Source organism: Brevibacillus sp. AG (assembly GCF_028369215.1).
Lineage (GTDB): Bacteria > Bacillota > Bacilli > Brevibacillales > Brevibacillaceae > Brevibacillus > Brevibacillus porteri.
In genome coordinates, this window is sequence record NZ_JAQMYO010000007.1 from 235,677 (window position 1) to 255,013 (window position 19,337).

Here is a 19,337-nt window from a genome sequence, read left to right on the forward strand (position 1 = left end):
TTGACGAAACAAGTAATTCAGGATAAAGTACCACTAACACTTGAACGCACAAAAGCAAAAAAGCAAGAAAGCACAAAAGTACGAAAGTAAAAATGTACCTTCTCACTGCTTCAGCCTGATTTAACAAGGAGTTGCCATTATGAACAAGCCATTATCTTTTTCGCAAAGCATTTGGGTGCTTGTCACCGTATTCGGAATCTTGTTTCCCGCCCTTTTCTGGGGCAAAGTTGAGCCGCATATGCCGCTCTTCCTCGCAACCATTGGAGCTGCCACTCTTCTCTTCCTGTTCGGCGTTCCGTGGAAGCAAATGGAGGAGGGCTTGATCAAAGGAATTCAAACCGCGATCGCCCCCATGCTGATTCTTTCCTTAATCGGAATTTTGATCGGGGTATGGATGATGAGTGGAACCGTTCCGATGATTCTGCACCTCGGCATTTCGATCATCTCACCGGAGTACTTCACACTCTCCGCCCTGTTTCTGACAGTAATCGTTTCTTCCGTTACAGGAAGCTCTTTTACCACGATTAGTACGGTAGGGGTCGCGATGATGGGGGTCTCGACTGCACTCGGACTTGATCCATTGATTACAGCCGGAGCCATTATTTGTGGAGCATGCTTCGGGGATAAAATGTCGCCGCTCTCTGACACGACCAACTTTGCAGCAGCCATTGCAGGCGTTTCCTTATCGGAGCACGTCAAGTTCATGTCACGCACTGCGATTCCTGCCCTTGTCATTACCGCTATTTTCTTCGGATTTCAAGGACAAAGTGCCAGTGTTAACCTAGACGCCATTCAAGAAATCCAGCTTGCTTTGGAACAAAACTTCTCGCTTGGCCTTTTATCGTTGCTGCCAGCATTCGTCGTCCTGTTATGTTCAGCGCTGCGAAAACCGATTTTACCTACATTGGTCTTCGGGATTTTGAGCGGGATTGTCACAGCTGCTCTTTCGGAAGGCGTTACCTCTCCCGTCGAATGGATGACTGTCATGCAAAAAGGCTTCGTCAGCAATATCGCCAATGAAGCCGTTGCATCAATTGTGGACCGCGGTGGACTGTTGTCAATGACCTGGTCCCTCGCCTTGATTTTGATTGCCTTGTCTTTAGGGGGCATCCTGCAATACAGCGGTGTGTTTCATTCACTCTTTTCCGGATTCATCAATCGAATCAAACGAGACGCTGAGATGGTCGGACTTGCCGGATCTTCTTCTATTCTCGTGAATCTGCTGACAGGAGAACAATATTTGTCCATCCTACTCCCTGGACAGATGTTCCGTGAAGCATTCGCAGCTCGCGGAATGGCGGGCAGACGACTGTCTCGTACTCTAGAAGACTGCGGGACACTCGTCAACCCACTCATTCCATGGGGGGTAAGTGGTGCATTCTTTACCGCTACCTTGCATGTATCCACACTGGAATACTTGCCTTATGTTATTTACCTGTGGATCTCGCCAATTTTGACGTTTCTATTCGCCATGCGTCGGCAGAAAGCTTAGCCGGCTGCATACACGGTCGTACAGTTTTTTCCTTTGCGCTTGGAGCGGTACAGTGCCTCATCTGCTGCCCGCTTCAAGCCATCTGCCGTGTTTGCGTCTTGAGGGTAGCGCGCAATGCCGACACTGACCGCAATCAAGATGCAGCAATCGTCCTGTGTTAAGGGGCGCAGGCGCAAATACTCCCGAATGGCATGCGCTTTTTCCTCCGCTATCTCTAGGGACGATCCTGGGCAGAGCAGCATGAACTCGTCTCCCGCATAACGATAGGCAGTATCCTCTGGTCCCGCCACTTCTTTCATCGCTTCGGCAATTTGCTTAATCAGTGCGTCCCCTGCATGATGACCGTAATGGTCGTTCACCGCTTTTAAGCTGTCTGAATCCAGCATGATCAAAGAGACAGACGCATCCTCTTCACTCAGCAACTTTTCCAAATCACGATGGAAAGCACGATAGTTCGCAATCCCTGTCAGCTCATCCTGAAACGACATCTGGTACATTCGCTCATACAAACGCGCCGTTTCGATAGCACTTGCTACCTGAAAACCAATGATTTTCAGTAGTTCCTCGTGCTCTTTTTTATAGGCGAATTCGCGATAAGACTGGGCAGAAACAACGCCCTTGATCTGATTCCCCAGCATGAGTGGAACGAAAATGCATGTATTCGTATCAATTTCCGGACTTCCCCAACGGATCATTTCTGGCTCACTTGGCTCGTCTTTCATCGTCTTGATGTGGATTGTTTCCCGTGTATCAATCACTTTGGACACCATTGCTTGCCCGTAGGGAATCGTGAGCGGACCGTAATTGACCCCATCATCGATGCTGATCGGAATTTTGATCTCACTGTCGCCTTCATCATAAAAGGCAATAAAGAAAGCATCTGCTCGCATCACACGCGAGACCAGCTCGAATGCTTTCCACAAAATTTTGCTTTCCTCAAACGTTTTCGCAAAAATGTGGCTAAGGTCGTGTAAAATCTTCATGTGCTCGGAGATCCACATCATTTCGGTTACCTTATTTCGCAGCTCCACAATCTGCTTCAGCAGCTCCGCATGCAAGACACTGTCCTGTTCCGACAGCATAACGTCTACCTCACGCGATAAAGCTTCAACCTCGCCAAGCTCGACTTCTTCTATGTTGCTGAGCCATTGGCTATAACGCTCCAACAACTGTCTTGCATACGCTTCTCTAACGTCGTGCTTCTCATGCATATTCAACCCTCCGGCTATTGGGTAGCTTTACGCTTTTTTTTCATGATATCGCTCAATAGCTGCACGGATGGCTTGCAAGACAGCTCCCTGACCAGGTGCTAAAAAACGTTCTTGGATCGCCTTTGTGATCTCCTGCATTCCATCTGCAACCGTCTTGCCTACAAGCAAGCTCACTAAAAACTCGCTCGTCTTGTCCATGACAAAGGTAAAGCTGGCATCGCAAATCACTTCGGCGTCTACATCAATGATGAGTACACAGCCTACCATGGTAGAAACCTCGTACAAGGTAGTTCCCTTGGGGATTTGGGCGAAGCCTGCTGTCAGTACCGTATTTTTGTTCATCCAGTCGTCCTCCTAGCTGCTGATCGGCAAGCATACCTCGACTGCCGTTCCGTTACCTGGAGTGCTTATCAACCGCAGAGTCCCCCGATGGTTCTCGATGATTTTGCGGCTCACCATCAATCCCAGGCCCGTCCCCGTTTCCTTCGTCGTGAAAAAAGCCTCTCCCAATCTCGCCAGCTGATGGGCCGGGATACCCACTCCATTGTCTTCAAACCGAATGACGACTCGGTCATCTTCACATCGCAGTCGAATCACAATTTCTCCATTCCCTGCGGTCGCTTCGATCCCATTTTTCAAAAAGTTAATGAAGGCTTGCTTCAACTGATTCTCATCGCAGTGGATCAAGGGGACTTCCGATTCGAAAACGACCTGAATCATGACCTTTTTCAAAATCGCCTCCGTCTCCAAGAGCGTCACCACATGCGTGATCAGGTTGGTCAGATCGCGGGCTTCAAACACCGCGGTATGCGGCTTCGCCAAGACCAACAGCTCTGAGACAATCATCTCGATCCGCGCCAATTCCGAGCTCATGATCGAAAAATACTCTGGCTTTCTCATGCCATCCTTTTGCATTAATTGCACAAAGCCTTTTAACGAGGTAAGCGGATTGCGTATTTCATGTGCGATCCCTGCCGCCAATTGCCCGACTAGCGCGAGTTTTTCCGAGTTTTGCAAAAATTCTTGCGCCCGTTTGCGTTCCGTAATATCTCGGATCAGTATGTACATAGAGGGCTTGTCCTGCATCGGCACGGATGTTCCACACACTTCTACCTCCGTCCGACTTCCATCCAAGCGGATCAGCTCAACCTCAATCGGCGCTGCCGTTTCCCCCTGCTCCAAAATGCGGAGGAGTCCCTTGATCTTCGGTACATCACGGGGATGGAAAAACGACTGAAAAGGATACCATAACAGTTCGTCCAAGCCGGAAGCCCCAACTAGTTGCATCCCTGCCTGGTTGACGTATTGAAGCTCCCCAGCATGGTAGATGAACGCACCTTCACCGGAAATATCCAATACTCTGCACCTTTTGGAACCATATCCGTCCCCAAACGCGGCCGGCAGCCTCTGCACCATCGCATAATACCCAATAGACGTGCCTTCCTCCCAAAAAGTTCCATATGTAATGTGCACAGGAATATTTGTCCCATCTTTATGACGAAAAGCGGTGTAAAAAGGTCTCGGATCGCCATTCATCGCAAATTGCGTTTGAAGGCGTACTATTTCCTGTTCTTCCGAAACAGCCAGCTTCCAAAATGAGGACCCTTCCCATTCTTCTACGGAGTAGCCATTCAACACTTGGCAGGCAGGATTGCCTTTAAAAACTCTACCAAATTGATCGAGCAGAAAAGTGGCCTGAATCATTTGATCAAAGAAGGAACGATAGAGATGACCACTTCTCCATCCACTGTCCAATAAGTTTTTCATCGTGCCCCTCCCTCCTGGGACGAGAAAACGGCTACTCCAAATTACGGAAATAGCCTGCAACGTTCTCAAATCCTATTCTCACCCAATTTTACCCTATTCGTTCTGTTGTTTCCATCCCCCGGAAAATTTAAATGTGCGATTTTTCCAGTACCGCTGCGCTCACACGCAGTTGCTCTGCCATTTTATCGTCAACAGCCAAGCCCAGCCTCGTAATTGCCGCGACCAGTGCACCGACGACAGGTGAAACCGTGGGAATCACTGTTTGAAACGAAGCTCTCGCAACCAGTTGTTCCCGAAGGTTTGTACCGGCAGTTAACAATCCCCCCGCCAAAACGACCGGTACAGGCTCCTGGACCTTTTGTAAGCAAGCATCGGCCAACTCTAGCAAATCCTCCACTGCTTGCATGATCAAAGCATTCGCCACCGCATCGCCTAGTGTTGCGGCTTGTTCCACGAGCTGACTCGTTTTTGCCAGCTCCATTCGCGGATTGCTTCCCCCGTAGATCAGGTTGATCAGCTCATCAGGACGTTCTACGCCATAGTGGTCCATAAACATACGCGTCAGTACTGTCGATTCACTGCGCCCATCGTATTCGCGCAATACAGCGATTGCCGCTTTTTTGCCCAAATCAAACCCGCTGCCCTCATCTCCTACCAAATACCCCCATCCGCCTACGCGGTGCCGCGCTCCGTCTTTTGAAAAGGCACAGGCAATCGAACCTGTACCGGCAAGGAGAACGACGCCTGGCTGCCCCCATGTTCCCGCATAAAGAGCTGCGATTACATCGTTATCAATCAGCAGCCGTTCTCCCCACTCTTCGGCAAAGGCATGTTGAATTCTTTCCTTAATCTGCGGACGATCTGCACCGCCAAGCCCGATAAACAGCCCGGCTACTTCCTCTTCTCTGGCACCTGCCTTTATTCTCACAGCATCAATGAGTTGGCGCAGAGTAGCTTCCACATCCCCCCAGCTCCTGGAGAGCGGGTTTGATGATTCCCCCACCACAATTACCCGTACCTCTCCCGTCTCATTGCAGATCGCTGCCCTGGTTTTGCTTCCGCCTCCATCGATCCCGATAAACCACTTTTCCGCATTACTTGACTGCACCTGCCGTCAACCCCTCCATAAACTGCCGCGATGCCATCAAAAATACGACGATCATCGGTAAGGCAGACAAAGTGAGCCCAGCAAACAACAGGCTCCAATCCGTTTCATATTCTCCAAACAGCACCATCATGCCTACCGGAATCGTCTTGAGCGCTTCCTCTTGAATGAAAATCAACGGGAAGAAAAAGTCGTTCCACGCATGGATGAAATTAATAATGATTACCGTAGCCAAGGCCGGACGAATCAGCGGCAAGAGCACGCGCCAAAACACCTGAAAATGGCTGCACCCATCAATCCGCGCCGCTTCCTCCAGCTCAATCGGCAACGTCCGAAAGAAGCCTGTCAAAATAAAAACAGAGATCGGGATACCACTCGCCGTATAAATCAGAATCAGCGACCACAATGAATTCAAGAGCCCGAGATTCTTCATCAGCAAAAACAAAGGAACGATCCCCAGCTTGATCGGAATCATCAGGCCAATAATGAAAAAGAAGTATAGCCCCCCTGTCCATTTAAAAGAAAATCGCGACAAGTAAAAAGCCGCCATCGCTGAAAAAACCGTAATCAACATGACAGACATGCCACTGACGAATACACTGTTCCATAAAAAATCAGCAAAAGGCACGGCTTCCCACAGCTTTTTATACGTATCCAGGCTAAACGTCTTCGGAAGCGAGAGCGGACTCGCAAATATCTCCATATTTGTTTTCAAGGAAGAAGAAATCATCAGTACGATCGGATATAGTGCGATTAACGCAAATAAATACGCAAGCACATAAGATACAGCTCTCCCACCCACAGTCATCTTCACATCGCATCCTCCTTTCCACTCAGGAATACGCAACTAGTGTTGGACTTCTCGTTTCCTCATCAAATAGAGTGACAGCGCCGACACAGATCCCACGATAAAAAACAACACGACAGCCAACGCCGAACCGAGTCCAAGTGTGACATCCCCAGCTCCGCTGCTAAATGCCATGCGATAAAAGTAAACCGCCAGCGTATCCGTCGAATAAAACGGCTCACCCATCGAGCCTTGCATGGCGTAGACGAGCTCGAATGCTTCAAACGCCTGAATGAACGTAAATATCGTCATAATCGTGATCGCTGGCATGCACAGCGGCAAAATCATTTTCCACAGCATCCGCCAGCCTGTTGCCCCATCCAACCTTGCCGCCTCGATCAAATCCTCCGGGATCGACTGAAGTCCCGCCAAAAAGATCAGCATGGCAAAGCCTATACCAAACCAGCAGTTAATCAAAATAATCGCGAGAAGCGCTGTATCCGGGTCACCGAGCCATGGTCTGGCCCACTCTTCTAGACCAATTTTTCCCAAAAACGTATTGAGTGCACCGTAATTCGGATTTAAGATTAACTTCCATAAAAACCCAATGACAATAACAGACAACAGCCTTGGCATGAAATAAGCGATCTTGAGGAACCCGGAACCTCGTATTTTGCGATAGATGAGAAAAGCCAGTCCGAAAGCTATCCCATTTTGCACAATCATTTCGACCACAAAGTAGAAGACGTTATGCCGAAAAGCATTCCAGAACATTTCGTTCAAAGGCTCTACTGTAAACAGCGTAATGAAATTTTGCAGTCCGACAAAAACCCCGCGCTTGATGCCATTCCAGTCGTACAAGCTGTATAAGAATGCCGAAAAGATCGGGTACACGACAAACAACGTATAAATAACAAGCGCAGGCAACGGAAACAAGTGAATCAGCCACCGCACTTGCCCCTTTGTTCGAATGCTTTTCCTATTTACCGTCTCGATGATACCCCACCCCTTTTTTACGAAAATCATCGCGGTCTATTCAGAAGCCGGGAGTGAACCCAACTCAGGTCCACTCCCCTTTCCATCTGCTACTTTCTACTTTTTAAAGGGAGGAAACCAGGTAGCTGCCGACTTTTGTACTTCTTCTACGACCTGTTTAGGGGTGAGCTTGCCTAAATACATGCCTTGGAGGGCGTTTTCCAATGTTTGCTTCGTAGTCGGTTTTCCTTCCGCGAAGTTGACGACCATCAAATAAGGTGTGGCGCTTGTTTGGGACAGCTCTGCCATCTTGTTTACCAACGGATCGTCAGTCGATACACCTGGCACCGCGCTGATTCGTTTGAACTGATTTGCGAATAGCTCCCCGAACTTTTTCGTCGCCATGAATTCCATGAATTTTAATGCCTCTGCTTTATGTTTGGACTTGGCATTGACGGCATAGGAACCATCGACCCAGGTTGTCAGGACTTGTTTTCCGTCATCGGTTGGCATCGGGAAGAAATCAAGTGGCAAATCGGGGTTGAGCTTTTTGATTCCTTCCAGTTCAAAGCTGCCATTGATAAACATCGCTGCTTTTTCCGTGGCGAACAACGTCCGCATATCATTCAATTCGAGACCCACATAATTTTCCGGGAAATAAGGGATAAGTGCTTGCATACGCTGCACGGATTGGAGGAACTCGGCGCTTTTCAGGTCACTTTCTCCTTTCAGCAGCTTGTCGAGATAGTCCGTTCCGTTGTAGCTAGCTGGAGCAATCACACCATGACTGAGAGAGAGGAGCCAGCCTTCCTTTGCTCCGAAAGAAATCGGGACGATTCCTTTCTCTTTCAATGTTTTGGCTGTCGCGATCAGCTCATCCCAGCTTTTCGGTGCCTGAAGGCCATTTTGCTCGAAGATTTTCTTGTTGTAGTAAAATTGGGTGGAGTTCAGGGATAGTGGGACACCGTAGACTTTCCCATCTTTACCTGTGGCCGCTGCGAGGACGTCTTTTGGTATGGTAGATATTCCTGGTACATTGTCGAGAGGCTCCAGATGTCCAGCTTCAGCTAGGGTAATCCCTGGAGCGTAAGGACGCAGTTGCAAAATATCTGGACCACTGTCGCTTTGGAGCGCTGTGTTCAGAATGGTATTGTACTCCGTTGCTTTGGATGGTTTGAAGTCGATCTTGATATTCGGATTGTCTGCCTCAAAAGCTTTGATGATGGCTTTGTAGCCCTCCGTGTCTTCTACACGCCAGCTATGCATCGAGAGTGTTACCTGCTGTCCTCCACTCTGCCCGCCGCCAGACTCTGTTTCGGTTCCTCTACTGCTACATCCTGTCACCACCATAACTGCAGCCAACACCATTGAAGCTACATAGCGCAAACGAAATTGCTTCATGCGAAACCCTCCCCTTTTTCTTCTCTTAGGTCTGCAAAAGCTGGGCCGTAATAGCATCGTGCAAAATCGGACGTAATTGCCGAAGCTGATGATTGCGGCCTAGATGAACGGCGTTAGTGAGAAAGATGACAGCAAACTGTTGCTCCGGGTCGATCCACATACTGGTTCCAGTAAAGCCCGTATGCCCGAAGCTCTTACGATGCAAGCCGCTTCCACAGCTCAAGGTGGTGTGTGCTTGATTGAGCTCCCAGCCATACCCTCTACTCCCCCATGCTTGCTCCGTATGATTGCGAATCGCCAGTTCGTACCATTCGCTCGCAAGTATTCGAGGATCTTGGTACAACCAGCTCATCGCGTATCGGCACAGATCGTCAGCCGTTGAAAATAGTCCAGCATGTCCGGCAACCCCTCCCATCGCAAATGCTTTCTCATCATGAACCTCGCCTGTAATGTAGGCGTTGGTGAGTCTGCAATGCTCAGTAGACGCAATATTCCGATAAATTTGTCGATTTGGACAGTAGACGGTATGTACCATGCCCAATGGGGTGAAGATGCGTCGGGTAACAAACTGGTCCAAGCGCTCTCCGGTTACTTGCTCGATAACGAGGCCCAACCAGATCATGCCCAAATCACTGTAAACTACTTGGGTCCCTGGCTCGTGAATCAATTCTTGCGCATACAACAACTCTGGCAAATCGATCGCGCTATCGCGTCTTCTCTCTGCCAAATCTGCTGGCATTCCTGAGGTATGCGCAAGCAGTTGCGCGAGTGTGATCCGCTTTTTATCAGCGGGACAATCGGGAAAAAATCGGCCAATCTGATCATCTAGCGCTACCACTCCCTCCTGCACGAGCAAGAGGATAGCAGGCAGCGTCGCTGTCACTTTGGTGAGCGACGCCAGGTCAAACATGGTATCCGGCGTCACCCGCTGGTCTTTGGTGATACTCGTCGTTCCGACATCATACGCATACCAGATACGATGATCACGTATGATTCGCAAGGCAGCTCCCGGCAGCAAACCGTTGTCCACCCATCCTTGCAATAGCAGCTCCAGATCGTCCATGTATTCCCTCCCTTCTCCTACGTCGATGAGCGTTTCGTCCGACTGACAGCAAGCCTTGATTTTTCCAACAGGGGAATGACTTGCTCTTGCATCCTGCTGATCATGGTAATAAACAAAATATCGATGACGTTCAATTGGGCAATGCGTGAAGCCATGGCTCCGCTGCGAATGCTTTTTTCTACCGAGCTGGTGAACAGACGGATGTTGGCTAGTTCGGCTACTGGCGAGGGTCCGAATTTGGTCAGGGTAATGATGGTCGCTCCCTGCTGCTTGGCCTCCGTCAACGATTGAATAATGTCTTCGGTCTGTCCTGAATAAGATATGCCGATAACCACGTCTTTTTCCGTTAAAGTGACTGCCGACGTCAATTGTGCGTGAAAATCCGAATAAGCCTCACACCACAAGTTAATCCGCGAAAATTTTTGCCGGATATCGTCAGCGATGACTGCCGATGCACCGACGCCGTAGACATCGATCTTCCTGGCTACTGACAGCACGTCGACTGCTTTCTTTACTTCTTCGTTGGACAAGACAGAGAGCGTATCTTGGATGGATTGAATGTTGTTCCAGCTGACCGCTTGCATAATCGATTCAACTGAACCCTCCATCATAATCTCCTGATAACTGCCCATCGCCGTCTGTTTCGTCAAATCTCCTGCGACGCGCAGCTTTAGCTCCTGATATCCCTTCATATTTAGAGAGCGAGCCAAACGGATAATCGTCGCCTCAGAAACCCCACTCAATTCCGCCAATTTTTGGACAGAAAGCTTCACGACATCTTCCGGGTGAGCCAGGATATAATCAGCGACTTTTCGCTCCGAAGGCTTCAATTGATCCAAGATTGCTTGTAGGCTGACAAGCCCTCCATTTAACATATGTGACATCGCTTTCTTCCCCCAAATCTTATCTACATTTTATGTAGCATTATTTCTCTCGTCAATTGTTATCTAATAAACAATATTTCAAAACCACGAAGCTCAGCACAACTCTTCTGAATTTGTTCTCTCTTTTTCTAAAAATTCCCTCCTTGACTTTCTCGTGGCGTCAGGCTTTACGCTTGCATCGCTAACAGGAATAAAAAGGAGGATTTTTCCATGAAAACGTTATTGATTAAAGACTGCATGATATTGACGATGGTTGAGGGAGAGAAGCCATTTCTCGGGGATATTTGGATCGTGGATGGTCGAATCGCCAAAATCGGACCATCCCTTGAAGAGGAAGCAGACCGTGTCATACTAGCTAAAAATAGAGTCGCGATGCCCGGTCTCATCAACGCGCACAACCATGCCAGCATGTCCTTGCTGCGTGCTTTTTCAGATGATCTCAAGCTGATGGATTGGTTGGACAAAAAGATGCTCCCGGCTGAAGCCCGAATGACAAGAGAAGATGTCTACTGGGGAACGACACTTGGAATCGCGGAAATGATCGCTTCTGGCACGACCGCTTTTGCCGATATGTACGTGCATATGGATGCTGTTGCCCAAGCCGTACTTGATTCCGGTATACGCGCTTCCTTGACTCGCGGCATGGTCTTTTTCGAGGATGACGGAGGACGACGAATGGCCGAAGCCTTAGACCTCATCGACAACTGGACGGGGGCTGGCGATGGCAGAATCACGACGATGCTCGGTCCGCACGCTCCTTATACGTGCCCTCCGAAGCCTTTGCAAGGAGTCATCGAGCTTGCCCGCAAGCGCCAAATCCCGCTCCACATCCATCTGGCTGAAACGATTGAGGAAGGAGAGAAAATCCGGGCCAAGTACAATCAGACTCCCACGGAGTATTTGCATGAACTGGGCATGTTCCACGACACGCACGTCTTGCTCGCGCATGCTGTTCATTTGAATGACTCCGATGTCGCACTTCTTCACGGGATGAGAGGCGGGGTCGCACATAATCCTGTCAGCAATTTGAAGCTCGGCTGCGGCATCGCCCCTGTCAGAGAGCTGATCGAGGCTGGGGTCACTGTCGGGATGGGAACAGACGGTGCTGGCAGTGCTACGACTCTCGATATGTTTGCCGAGATTAAAGCCGCGACTTGGATGCAAAAGCTCAAGCACGGTGATCCGACGGTACTTCCTGCCGAAGCAGCCTTGCGCATGGCTACCATCGAAAGTGCGAAGCTGCTTGCGATCGATCACGAGGTCGGAACTCTGGAAGCTGGGAAGAGAGCTGATCTCATCCTGATCGATCTGGATAAACCGCACCTCCAGCCTGTCCATGACATTCCTGCCCTTCTCGCATACAGCGCGACGGGAGCCGATGTGGATACAACCATTGTGAATGGAGAAATCTTGATGCATCAGCGCCAATTCCAAGCCTTCCATTGGGAGGAAATAAAGAGAGAAGCGACAGCACGAGCCAGCCGACTCGTCGAGGGTCTGTAATTGCTTTTGTGCTCACAGGTTGAGTAGGCAGAAGCCAATCGCGAGACACATGGTAAACACGCTCCACATGAAATAGGGAATGAGCAGCGAGGATGCGATTTTATGGTGGGGACGAATGGCGCGAATGAGCACCCATGTCGAATACATCACCAGAATGGTATCCAGCGCAGCCAACACGAGCAGTTGATAACCGATAAACAAGACGAAAAAAAGTTGATGAAAAAACCAATTGATTCCATATAGAAGCAAAAGCTCGCGGTCTATTTGCTTCGTTTGAATCAAGATCAGTAACGACCATGCTATGAGTGCGTATAAAATGAACCAGATGATACGAAACAAGTAGAGTGGCGGTGTTCCATCGGGCTTGGCAAGGGAAGCATACCAGGCCCCACCGTCTGGAAAAGCAAGACCACCAAGTGAATAAACGACCACTCCTGCAAGAAATAGAAGAATATTGTGCACCAATCTCATCCAGGAAGTCACCCTTTCCTCTTCTTTCTTTTCTATATCTATGAGTGGGTCTTCTCTTTTCATGCTAGTTTCAGAGATTTCTTTTTCTTATGGGAAAAAGACTTGGTACGTTGCTGTAGTGCCGGGGGAGGAAACAGGAGAAAACGCTCAGCTTCTTGTCCCACCCGCTGGGGGATTGACTGTCCGACTCCATGAAAAAAAGCGAAACCCGCGTCCAAAGTGGTCCATTCAGGGGGCGTCTCAGAGGTGGACGCTAAGAGCTTGTTTCTCTTTTTTTCATTGCGTCTCGGTCGGTGTACCAAAGATCTTCGCTTATTTCTCCTGTTTCCTCTACGAGCTTTCCGTGTTAAACGGATCTTAAATGCCTTAAAAGATTGAAGAATGTGCTCAGTTACGACAGAGAAGAATATTTCCAGACGTAGCGACTTGTGGAGTCCTACCGAGCGGAGAAGGGATTTGCGGGCAAAAGAAACGCAACGTGCCCCTACGTCGAAGCGGCTACCACTTTTGCGTTTCCCCGCAAATCCCTTCGGAGCGGGCAATCTTGGCCCCCAGCAGGACGGAGCCTGGAGCTTAGACTGGAAATATTCTTCTCCCCACCGCAGCCACATACATAGCAACTCCATAAAAAACCGCTAATCTGATCCTCTACAGATTAGCGGTTCTATGTATCAAGATCGAGTTATGGCAAACGCAATGTTTCGCCTGGTTTCAATGCCTTGCCTCTGATGTCTTTCTCAGCCAGCTCGGCTACGAATGCTTCCCCATCCTGCTTGATCGGCGGGAATGTATCGTAATGAATGGGCACAACAAAATCGGCTTGTACCCACTCGGCAGCCACGAGTGCATCCTCAGGTCCCATTGTGAACACATCTCCAATCGGCAGGAACGCCAAATCGATGTTATGACGCTCTCCGATTAGCTTCATGTCACCGAACAGTCCTGTATCCCCTGCGTGATAGAGCGTTTTTCCTCCCAGCTCGATCACAAAGCCCCCTGGCATTCCCATGTACACGATTTGTTTCTCATCATCCAGTACGACACCGGAGCTGTGGAACGCCTGTGTCATTTTCACTTTTCCAAATGGCAGTTTGACAGAGCCTCCCAGATTCATCGAGATGGTCTTGACTCCCTGCCAGCTCAAATAGGTAGCAAGCTCATGGGTTGCAACGATTGTCGCATCGTTTTTCTTGGCCAGCTCTACCGCATCCAGAATATGATCTTGGTGTCCATGTGTCAGAAGGATGTACTGAACAGAGATGTCTTCCAGCTTGGTTGCTGCCACTGGGCTTCCTGATATAAATGGATCAATCATGATTGAATGCCCTTCACTTGTAACCTGCACGGAAGAATGTCCGTGAAACCGAATATCCAACATAGTGGTACCCCCTCTATTCGCAGCGTTTTTTCAGTCCCTTTTATGTTACCATGCCGCAGGGTGTAAAGAATAGGAAAGGCCGTCGATCACTCGACAGCCTGAGAAACAAATCCTAATTTTCTACAATCAGTACCTAGCAATCGTCGCCGTCATGCTCTGTAACGGCAATAATTTTCGAATCACGAATAATGGTGCGACGATTACCATTGCGCTCTTCCAAAATAATGGTGGTCGATTTTACTTGTACCAGACGACCGAAAAAAGTACCTTCTACAGTGGCAACCCTAACATTTCTGCCTTCGAATTTTTTTACCTGGTCTTTGAATGCCATGGTTAATCCCTCCTTCTCATGCATCCTATGAACATTTGGCATAGCCCTACTGAGCAAAAGCGGAGTCAAAGAGAAAATGTACTTGTACCCGTCCGTCATTTGTCCCCATTTTCAACAACTTTGTCGTCTGGTGACAAATTGACGCCAAAACAGCCATCCGTTTACGAACACTGTGAGATTTTGTCGCACGATTCCACAAGGAAAACCATTTTCACGTACAGAAACCGTATAGCAAGAGATGAGCGGACTTTTGTAGAGGAGGGATTTCCATGGGAGAGGTTATCGAATTATTGGCGCGGGAGAGAACGTACAGTGGCAGAGATGTTGCGGGTCTGCTAGGTATTGGGGCGAGCACCTTGCGCAAGTGGAGCATGCTCTTAGAACAGCACGGCTACTGGTTTTTGCGGGATAGTCAGAATCGTCGGGAGTACAGGCAGGTAGATATTACGTGCCTTCAGCGGTTTTACAGCTTAACAAAGGATCAACTCATTCCACAAGATGAAGCTGCCCGAATGGTTGCTACGCAAAGCTCACCTGAACCTGCCCGAAAGGAAACGGCCGTTGCGGTTGCATTTCCCCCTGTTTCCTCATATCCGGCTTTAAACCATACTGCTGCCCTTGAAGAGCTGGATGTAAAGCTACATGCCTTGGCTTCCCATGTCCAGCAACAAGACGCCGCCTACTTAGCGCTGTTAGCGCGTGTAGAAAAGCAAGAAACCTATATTACCAAAAACCTGAAAGAACGTGATCGCCGCTTGACCAAGGCAATGAATGACATTATGGATGCCAAAATCGAGTTAGCCAAAATCAGAGACGCTGAACGGAAAACATCGATCTGGCAGAAGCTTTTTCGGATTCGCTAAACGGCTGCAAGATTTATATGATCGCTATCTTTTTTCTCACTGCCAGCTGACTTAGGATGCCCGGACGTCTCGCTTACGAAATAACCAGATCATCATGCTATACGCTCCATCCAGTTGCTCCGGGCAGCCTTCGCTCTTATCACACCCCCCTCTACTTTTCCTCTTTTTTCCGCGGTTTTTCTCCTGTTTTCGCCATTCTTTTCTATGGAAATTTCTTATTGATAATAGTAATCATTCTCTATATAATCATAATCAATTCAAAAGAGATTGATTCTCATTATCATAAATTTTCAGGAGGCTACGTACATTGAAACACGCAGGATGGAAAACCGGGATGATTGCTTTACTACTGACAGGTGTAGTTGGATGCAGCAATTCCACGTCCCCCGAAGCTGCCACACCAACACAACAATCTGCTACCAGCTCACAGTCGGACTCGTCGACATCAAGTCAACAAGCCGTTCATACAATCAGCGCAGATGAAAAGAAAGTAGAGGAGCTACTTTCCCAATTCAAAACCCAGCCACCTACAAAAGTCGTGACCGTTTCCGTAGCGATTACCGAGATACTAAACGAACTGGGTGTCACTCCCGTAGGTGTACCGACGACAAGCAGCAAGCTGCCAGCCTCCCTCGACAATGTTCCGCGTATCGGCACTTCTCACCAGCCTGATTTGGAGCAAGTCGCGAAGCTTCAGCCTGACGTCATTCTCGGCCCTACCTCCATCCAAGCGAGCATCGATAAAAAATTCAAGCCCGCCGCGCTACCTACTGCTTACTTGCCTGTAGACTCAATCGACGAGCTCAAACTGTCTACCGTCGTACTCGGACGCCTGTTCAAGCAGGAAGAGAAAGCAACAGCGTTTCTCCAATCCATCATAGAAAAGGAAAAAACCATCATCGACGCAACCAAAGGGAAATCCACTCCCAAAGTATTGTTCTTGTTCGGTTCAGCCGAGGCCCTTATGGTCATGAATGAAAATACGTTTGTCGGAAGCCTTGCCCGCAATCTCGGCGCATCCAACGTCGCTTCCGATGTCCTGAAACAAACCGATACATACGTGCCGCTCAATATGGAATCGATCGTAGCTGCCAATCCCGATGTCATTTTACTGGTAGCGCATGGCGATCCGAGCGTAGTGACCAAAAAATTCGAAGAAGACGTGAAGAAAAACGGCGCATGGGAAAAACTGAGCGCATTCAAAAATGGCAAAATGAAAGCACTCGATTACAGCACATTTGGGATCGCTTCCCTGGTAAAAGTCCCGGCTGCCTACGAGGAGCTCGCGAACATCCTGTATAACAAATAAGGAGTTTTTCCAGTGACCCAGAACATTCCGAGCAAGAAAGCAGCTCTCTTGGTGACAGCTTGCATCATGCTCGTTGTAGCTGCACTGCTCTCCATTGGTCTGGGGAGCGTGCGCCTCTCTCTTGCCGAAACGATAGAAGCCATACTCGGACACGGCGATGCCGCCAGTCAAACCATTCTGTGGGATATCCGGATTCCGCGTATTTTTCTCGCACTATTGATTGGAGCGAATCTCGCTGCATCGGGTGCCCTCTTGCAAGCAGTCATGCAAAATCCGCTGGCCGATCCTGGTTTGACTGGCGTATCCAGCGGGGCAGCCGTTACGGTGCTGTTCATCATGCTGGTCGTGCCCGACTATTCTTACCTGGTACCCCTAGCTGCCATCATTGGCGGCGGAGTAGCAGCAGGCATGGTCTACTCCATGGCTTGGAAAAAACAGGGCGGATTAACCCCTGTCCGCATCATTTTATCGGGGGTTGCCGTCAATGCTGCCTTCGGTGGAGCAATCGGGTTATTATCCATCTTGTACAGTGACAAGCTACCGGGTGCGCTGCAATGGATGAATGGCAGTCTGTCCGGAAAAGGCATGGGCGATGTCATGGTGATGCTTCCCTACTCGCTCGTCGGATGGATCGTAGCGCTATTATCGATCAGGCAGGCAAACATTTTACGCCTCGGAGAACAAGTCGCTCACAATTTAGGGCAGAACTTGCATCGCTTGCGCCTCTCTCTTTCTATCATCGCGGTCTATCTGGCAGCTGTTTCGGTATCGACTGTCGGCCTTGTTGGATTTATCGGACTCGTCGTGCCGCACATGGCTCGCATGCTCGTCGGCTCTGATTACCGTCTGAGCTTGCCGTTTAGCCTCGTGCTTGGCTCTCTTGTCTTGCTTGTAGCCGATACGTTTGGTCGAACTGCATTCGCTCCTTTGGAGATTCCTGCCGGGATTGTCATGGCAATCGTGGGAGGACCTTATTTCCTTTACTTGATGCGAAAAGGGGGCATGTGACATGTTACAGGTGCAATCGTTGAACATCAGCTACGGTCCGAAGTCGATCGTCCATGACTTTTCCCTCGATATCCAAGAAGGAGAGGTTGTTTCGATCATTGGGCCAAACGGTTCAGGAAAATCATCGATTCTCAAAGCGATTTCACGTCTGATTCCTTGTAAAAGCGGCCGTGTATGTATTGCGGATCAAGAATTGAACAGCCTGAGTATGAAGCAAATCTCTCGCATCATGTGCATGCTTTGCCAATCCAACACGTGCCCGTCAGACGTGACTGTAGGAGAGCTGGTCGGATACGGTCGCGTTCCCCATAAAAAATGGTTTGAGCGCCTGAGTGGCGAAGACTATGAGATCGTCACGTGGGCTTTGGAACAAACCGGTTTGCTCAGCTACAAGGACCGCTACCTCGTCTCACTGTCTGGCGGGGAAGCACAGCGTGCATGGATCGCGATGGCTTTGGCTCAACGACCGAAAATCTTGTTGCTCGATGAGCCAACTACCTATTTGGACATCGCCCATCAACTGGATGTGCTTGAGCTCGTTCGCAAGCTGAATCAGGATTTGAAACTGACGGTTGTCATGGTGCTGCATGATTTGAATCACGCCAGCGCCTACAGCGATAAAATTTGTGTGATCAAAGACGGAAGCCTGCGTGTTTTTGGAAAACCTCAAGATGTGCTTACGATGGAGCTAATTCGCAAAGTGTACGGCGTCGAAACCGAAATTCAGTACTCGCCAGACAGCTCTAGCCCCAGGATTCACATACTGAAAAAAGCAAACTAAACAAGTGAGGTGCTCGTATGAAAGCGATGGATAAGGAAGCGATGAAGGCCCAGTACCAATCGTTTGCTGCGAACATGAAGACACTCATGTTAAGCACAGTCGACGAGCATGGAAAACCGTTTCTCTCCTACGCCCCGTTCGTCAAATACGATGGAAAGTTTTACATCTACATTAGTAAAATAGCGAACCACTATCGCTACATGGAAGAACATCCGGCAGTCGATGTCATGCTCATTGAAGACGAGTCGAAAGCGACCAATCTGTTTGCTCGCCAGCGCGCCCGCTTCGTGTGTTCGGCCCTGAATTTGGGTAATGCGGGTTACGATGAGATTTTCGAGCTGTTTGCACAGTCATTTGGAAAAAACATGATGGATATGCTGCGTGGCCTTGATTTTTCCTTGTTCGAATTAACACCATCAGAGGGACGCTATGTAGCTGGGTTCGGTCAGGCTTACGACATTGACCTGACAGCCGATAAATTTGTCCACGTCAACCGAGATGGCCACACATCCAAAAAATAACGGAGGGGCATCATTCATGACCTATTCAACCGCATTGACACTTTGGCTCACCATCCAGGAACGTTTTCACAAGACTGCGAAAAGCTTGCCCGAACAAGATTTGCGGTTGAGCATGAATGCAGTCTCCATCGGGTATATGCTGCGCCATAGCGCTGAGGTCGAGTACATGTTTGCCGAATGGTTTTTCGGTCGGAGCATCCCAGCGGACGTAGAGCTATTGACGAAAAGCGGTCCTGCCGGAACCAAAGTTGCATTTACCAACGTGCAAGAGCTCGCTGATTTCATGACCGCTTCCAACCAACACTTGATCGATGCGATGCGTGACTTACCTGAGGAAGCTTGGCACAAACCCGTTGAAACGCCATTGGGGTCTTCTACTCCTTTAGAAGCATTGGGTCGCCTCATGTATCACACGGGTATCCATGCCGGACAAATTTCGCAGATTCAAAAATCATTTCACACCAAAGAAAAAGAACTCACCCACTAA

At 49.1% G+C, this 19,337-nt stretch carries 20 protein-coding genes; 8 read left to right on the top strand and 12 right to left on the bottom strand.

Going from position 1 to position 19,337, the window contains the following annotated elements; all coding sequences use genetic code 11:
* The first annotated feature begins 139 nt into the window (after positions 1 to 139).
* Positions 140 to 1,492 carry a Na+/H+ antiporter NhaC gene (nhaC, locus tag POF51_RS19845; RefSeq protein WP_017250716.1) on the top strand — a complete coding sequence of 451 codons (1,353 nt, stop codon included), beginning with the start codon at positions 140 to 142 and terminating at the stop codon, positions 1,490 to 1,492.
* On the opposite strand, the gene POF51_RS19850 is transcribed toward nhaC, so the two are convergent.
* The 9 genes from POF51_RS19850 to POF51_RS19890 all read right to left on the bottom strand — a co-directional run bounded on the left by POF51_RS19850 (position 1,489) and on the right by POF51_RS19890 (position 10,685).
* Complete coding sequence (locus POF51_RS19850; protein WP_271755953.1) at positions 1,489 to 2,703, bottom strand: sensor domain-containing diguanylate cyclase; 1,215 nt, start codon at positions 2,701 to 2,703, stop codon at positions 1,489 to 1,491. The genes nhaC and POF51_RS19850 overlap by 4 nt on opposite strands.
* A 27-nt stretch (positions 2,704 to 2,730) precedes the next feature.
* Positions 2,731 to 3,045, bottom strand: coding sequence for a DUF3870 domain-containing protein (locus POF51_RS19855; RefSeq protein WP_007725309.1), 315 nt, complete (start codon positions 3,043 to 3,045; stop codon positions 2,731 to 2,733).
* A 12-nt stretch (positions 3,046 to 3,057) separates the two neighbouring features.
* Entirely contained in the window at positions 3,058 to 4,470 is a 1,413-nt protein-coding gene (locus tag POF51_RS19860; protein ID WP_271755956.1) for an ATP-binding protein, read from the bottom strand.
* 127 nt (positions 4,471 to 4,597) lie between these two features.
* On the bottom strand, positions 4,598 to 5,578 hold the full coding sequence (locus POF51_RS19865; protein WP_271755957.1) for an N-acetylglucosamine kinase: 981 nt from the start codon (positions 5,576 to 5,578) through the stop codon (positions 4,598 to 4,600).
* Positions 5,565 to 6,389 (bottom strand): carbohydrate ABC transporter permease, encoded by an 825-nt coding sequence (locus POF51_RS19870; protein ID WP_069846125.1) that lies wholly within the window; start codon positions 6,387 to 6,389, stop codon positions 5,565 to 5,567. The genes POF51_RS19865 and POF51_RS19870 overlap by 14 nt, the downstream gene beginning before the upstream one ends.
* A 33-nt stretch (positions 6,390 to 6,422) precedes the next feature.
* The gene (locus tag POF51_RS19875; RefSeq protein WP_271755958.1) at positions 6,423 to 7,388 is read right to left on the bottom strand and encodes a carbohydrate ABC transporter permease; all 966 of its coding nucleotides are present in this window, start codon (positions 7,386 to 7,388) and stop codon (positions 6,423 to 6,425) included.
* Positions 7,389 to 7,454: 66 nt separating this feature from the next.
* On the bottom strand, positions 7,455 to 8,738 hold the full coding sequence (locus POF51_RS19880) for an ABC transporter substrate-binding protein (RefSeq protein WP_271755960.1): 1,284 nt from the start codon (positions 8,736 to 8,738) through the stop codon (positions 7,455 to 7,457).
* A 25-nt stretch (positions 8,739 to 8,763) separates the two neighbouring features.
* Complete coding sequence (locus POF51_RS19885) at positions 8,764 to 9,801, bottom strand: serine hydrolase domain-containing protein (RefSeq protein WP_069846130.1); 1,038 nt, start codon at positions 9,799 to 9,801, stop codon at positions 8,764 to 8,766.
* 17 nt (positions 9,802 to 9,818) lie between these two features.
* On the bottom strand, positions 9,819 to 10,685 hold the full coding sequence (locus POF51_RS19890) for a MurR/RpiR family transcriptional regulator (RefSeq protein WP_017250708.1): 867 nt from the start codon (positions 10,683 to 10,685) through the stop codon (positions 9,819 to 9,821).
* A gap of 210 nt (positions 10,686 to 10,895) precedes the next feature.
* Here POF51_RS19890 and POF51_RS19895 point away from each other — a divergent pair, with 210 nt between their 5' ends.
* Complete coding sequence (locus POF51_RS19895) at positions 10,896 to 12,188, top strand: amidohydrolase (protein WP_069846133.1); 1,293 nt, start codon at positions 10,896 to 10,898, stop codon at positions 12,186 to 12,188.
* 12 nt (positions 12,189 to 12,200) lie between these two features.
* On the opposite strand, the gene POF51_RS19900 is transcribed toward POF51_RS19895, so the two are convergent.
* The 3 genes from POF51_RS19900 to POF51_RS19910 form a co-directional block, all read right to left on the bottom strand.
* Positions 12,201 to 12,659, bottom strand: a complete 459-nt coding sequence (locus POF51_RS19900) for a TspO/MBR family protein (RefSeq protein ID WP_271755961.1) — start codon at positions 12,657 to 12,659, stop codon at positions 12,201 to 12,203.
* A gap of 682 nt (positions 12,660 to 13,341) precedes the next feature.
* On the bottom strand, positions 13,342 to 14,037 hold the full coding sequence (locus POF51_RS19905) for a metal-dependent hydrolase (RefSeq protein WP_017250705.1): 696 nt from the start codon (positions 14,035 to 14,037) through the stop codon (positions 13,342 to 13,344).
* 133 nt (positions 14,038 to 14,170) lie between these two features.
* Positions 14,171 to 14,368, bottom strand: a complete 198-nt coding sequence (locus tag POF51_RS19910) for a hypothetical protein (RefSeq protein WP_007726095.1) — start codon at positions 14,366 to 14,368, stop codon at positions 14,171 to 14,173.
* A gap of 269 nt (positions 14,369 to 14,637) precedes the next feature.
* Between POF51_RS19910 and POF51_RS19915 the strand changes: the two genes are divergently transcribed.
* The 6 genes from POF51_RS19915 (at position 14,638) to POF51_RS19940 (ending at position 19,337) form a co-directional block, all read left to right on the top strand.
* The gene (locus tag POF51_RS19915) at positions 14,638 to 15,231 is read left to right on the top strand and encodes a hypothetical protein (protein WP_271755962.1); all 594 of its coding nucleotides are present in this window, start codon (positions 14,638 to 14,640) and stop codon (positions 15,229 to 15,231) included.
* 307 nt (positions 15,232 to 15,538) lie between these two features.
* Positions 15,539 to 16,540, top strand: coding sequence for a helical backbone metal receptor (locus POF51_RS19920; RefSeq protein WP_069846140.1), 1,002 nt, complete (start codon positions 15,539 to 15,541; stop codon positions 16,538 to 16,540).
* 12 nt (positions 16,541 to 16,552) lie between these two features.
* Entirely contained in the window at positions 16,553 to 17,548 is a 996-nt protein-coding gene (locus POF51_RS19925; RefSeq protein WP_069846142.1) for a FecCD family ABC transporter permease, read from the top strand.
* A gap of 1 nt (position 17,549) precedes the next feature.
* Positions 17,550 to 18,329, top strand: coding sequence for an ABC transporter ATP-binding protein (locus POF51_RS19930; protein ID WP_271755963.1), 780 nt, complete (start codon positions 17,550 to 17,552; stop codon positions 18,327 to 18,329).
* A 17-nt stretch (positions 18,330 to 18,346) separates the two neighbouring features.
* Positions 18,347 to 18,850, top strand: a complete 504-nt coding sequence (locus tag POF51_RS19935; RefSeq protein ID WP_271755964.1) for a HugZ family pyridoxamine 5'-phosphate oxidase — start codon at positions 18,347 to 18,349, stop codon at positions 18,848 to 18,850.
* 16 nt (positions 18,851 to 18,866) lie between these two features.
* Positions 18,867 to 19,337 carry a DinB family protein gene (locus POF51_RS19940; RefSeq protein WP_017250699.1) on the top strand — a complete coding sequence of 157 codons (471 nt, stop codon included), beginning with the start codon at positions 18,867 to 18,869 and terminating at the stop codon, positions 19,335 to 19,337.

What these genes read in the sequence shown, in the direction of transcription:
- POF51_RS19935 (WP_271755964.1), top strand. Translation starts at nt 18,347, where the DNA reads ATGAAAGCGATGGATAAGGAAGCGATGAAGGCCCAGTACCAATCGTTT.
- POF51_RS19895 (WP_069846133.1), top strand. Translation starts at nt 10,896, where the DNA reads ATGAAAACGTTATTGATTAAAGACTGCATGATATTGACGATGGTTGAG.
- POF51_RS19910 (WP_007726095.1), bottom strand. Translation starts at nt 14,368, where the DNA reads ATGGCATTCAAAGACCAGGTAAAAAAATTCGAAGGCAGAAATGTTAGG.
- POF51_RS19885 (WP_069846130.1), bottom strand. Translation starts at nt 9,801, where the DNA reads ATGGACGATCTGGAGCTGCTATTGCAAGGATGGGTGGACAACGGTTTG.
- POF51_RS19855 (WP_007725309.1), bottom strand. Translation starts at nt 3,045, where the DNA reads ATGAACAAAAATACGGTACTGACAGCAGGCTTCGCCCAAATCCCCAAG.
- POF51_RS19905 (WP_017250705.1), bottom strand. Translation starts at nt 14,037, where the DNA reads ATGTTGGATATTCGGTTTCACGGACATTCTTCCGTGCAGGTTACAAGT.
- POF51_RS19900 (WP_271755961.1), bottom strand. Translation starts at nt 12,659, where the DNA reads ATGAGATTGGTGCACAATATTCTTCTATTTCTTGCAGGAGTGGTCGTT.
- POF51_RS19880 (WP_271755960.1), bottom strand. Translation starts at nt 8,738, where the DNA reads ATGAAGCAATTTCGTTTGCGCTATGTAGCTTCAATGGTGTTGGCTGCA.
- POF51_RS19915 (WP_271755962.1), top strand. Translation starts at nt 14,638, where the DNA reads ATGGGAGAGGTTATCGAATTATTGGCGCGGGAGAGAACGTACAGTGGC.
- POF51_RS19940 (WP_017250699.1), top strand. Translation starts at nt 18,867, where the DNA reads ATGACCTATTCAACCGCATTGACACTTTGGCTCACCATCCAGGAACGT.
- POF51_RS19890 (WP_017250708.1), bottom strand. Translation starts at nt 10,685, where the DNA reads ATGTCACATATGTTAAATGGAGGGCTTGTCAGCCTACAAGCAATCTTG.
- nhaC (WP_017250716.1), top strand. Translation starts at nt 140, where the DNA reads ATGAACAAGCCATTATCTTTTTCGCAAAGCATTTGGGTGCTTGTCACC.
- POF51_RS19860 (WP_271755956.1), bottom strand. Translation starts at nt 4,470, where the DNA reads ATGAAAAACTTATTGGACAGTGGATGGAGAAGTGGTCATCTCTATCGT.
- POF51_RS19930 (WP_271755963.1), top strand. Translation starts at nt 17,550, where the DNA reads ATGTTACAGGTGCAATCGTTGAACATCAGCTACGGTCCGAAGTCGATC.
- POF51_RS19850 (WP_271755953.1), bottom strand. Translation starts at nt 2,703, where the DNA reads ATGCATGAGAAGCACGACGTTAGAGAAGCGTATGCAAGACAGTTGTTG.
- POF51_RS19875 (WP_271755958.1), bottom strand. Translation starts at nt 7,388, where the DNA reads ATGATTTTCGTAAAAAAGGGGTGGGGTATCATCGAGACGGTAAATAGG.